2 protein-coding genes are annotated in these 1,502 nt (G+C 49.5%); both read right to left on the bottom strand.

Features of this window, described 5'->3' with window-relative positions; genetic code table 11:
- The coding region (locus GRP75_RS26630; protein ID WP_160790856.1) for a FecCD family ABC transporter permease at positions 1 to 673 on the bottom strand (673 nt) is incomplete at its 3' end.
- Positions 670 to 1,502 (bottom strand): CobW family GTP-binding protein (locus tag GRP75_RS26625; protein WP_160790855.1); only part of this gene is annotated, 833 nt, incomplete at its 5' end. The genes GRP75_RS26625 and GRP75_RS26630, both read right to left, overlap by 4 nt.

Here is a 1,502-nt window from a genome sequence, read left to right as displayed (position 1 = left end):
CCCATTGAGCACCTGCCAGACTTCCCATCATCCAATACATCGCGTCACGAATGCCTTTTTCATTCGGGGCCATCGTAACGATAAAGCTAGTCACTGCCGACAGCATCATAGACACCGCCACCCCTGCCAGCAATAAGCGGGTCGTCGATATGCTCCCAGCCACACGGGCTAACGCGAACACCATAAGCATTGCAGTTAACGAACCTATAAAAGCAGATAAAGGCAGCGCAAGTCGTCCTAAAAATCCGAAAGCTCCGAACACAATCACCAACGTGGCTGTTACCGAAGCCCCAGACGAGACTCCTAAAATATAGGGATCTGCTAACGAATTACGGATTAATGCCTGTATAGTCGCTCCTGTAACAGCAAGTCCTGCTCCTACGACAACACCTAGCAGCACGCGTGGAAAGCGGATTTCCCAAACGATATATTGCTCAGGCTTGGTCCATGTCACGGGTATCCACTGGTCCAGCCAGGGAAGATGGGACAGTGCAATTCGCCATATCGTCCCCGGTGTGACAGCTACAGGACCCAGCATAACCGCGAGTGTGACCGAAAGCAACAGTCCAGCAGTCAGCAGCAGAATTGTTGTAAATCCCCAAGTAGGCTTGCCCGCTAGGTGTGCGCGAGAATTATGTTGTGATGGATTAAGGTTGCTCGTTCTCGAAGTCATGAACTACTCAATGGCTTTTCGGCCGCTTCCAGCTTTCTCAATTGTCCCTCGATCTCGGAAGCAGAGAAATTCTCACCCATGACAACCGCTACATCGTTCACTGGCTTTTGCGGGCGGATCGGAATGATTTCCAGCTCCCGATAGGCAAATTGAAACATCATCTGGCCCTCTGATTCCAGAAACCGCACAATTCCTTTGGCCCGGTAAATTTCAGCTGGCAAACTGCGGAACAACTGTTCAAACTCGGAGCGTGGCACAGGTTGTCCAAAGAAATGCGTGTGAACAACTACATGGTCGTAGGAATGATAATGCTCCCCATGTTCGTGGCCATGGGCGTGATCACGTTGATCATGATCATACGTGTGCAGATGATTTTCCGAATGAGGATGTTTACTCTCAATATCAACTGCGGATTCCTTATGCCGCGAAACGTCCATACGCTCCTCTCCTTGAGTGGAGAAAAAAATACCCGCGTCCACGTCACTTCGTTGCGTGCTCACAGTCAGAGCATATGGATTTAACTCTTTTACGAGGGCCTGTACTTTCTGCAACTCGCCCGCAGCCAATAAATCGGTCTTGTTAATAATCAGTTTGGAAGCGCACCGAAGCTGATCCTGCATCAAACGAAGCGACTTGCTTCTCTCGTTCCCCGAGGCAAAGTCCAGAAATTGATGCGCGTCTATGACCGTGATAACGGATTGTAAAATCATAGAGGAATAGATGGAGGCGTCTGTCACTGCATCTACAATCTCCATCGGGTTAGCCACTCCGGTACATTCTACAATAATCACGTCCGGCTTATATTCATCAGCAAGATTCATGAGCTCGA

It is taken from the genome of Paenibacillus sp. OT2-17 (assembly GCF_009827695.1).
Classification (GTDB): domain Bacteria; phylum Bacillota; class Bacilli; order Paenibacillales; family Paenibacillaceae; genus Paenibacillus; species Paenibacillus polymyxa_B.
Note: the sequence above shows the minus strand (reverse complement) of the source record. Positions and strands in the feature narration are given on the sequence as shown.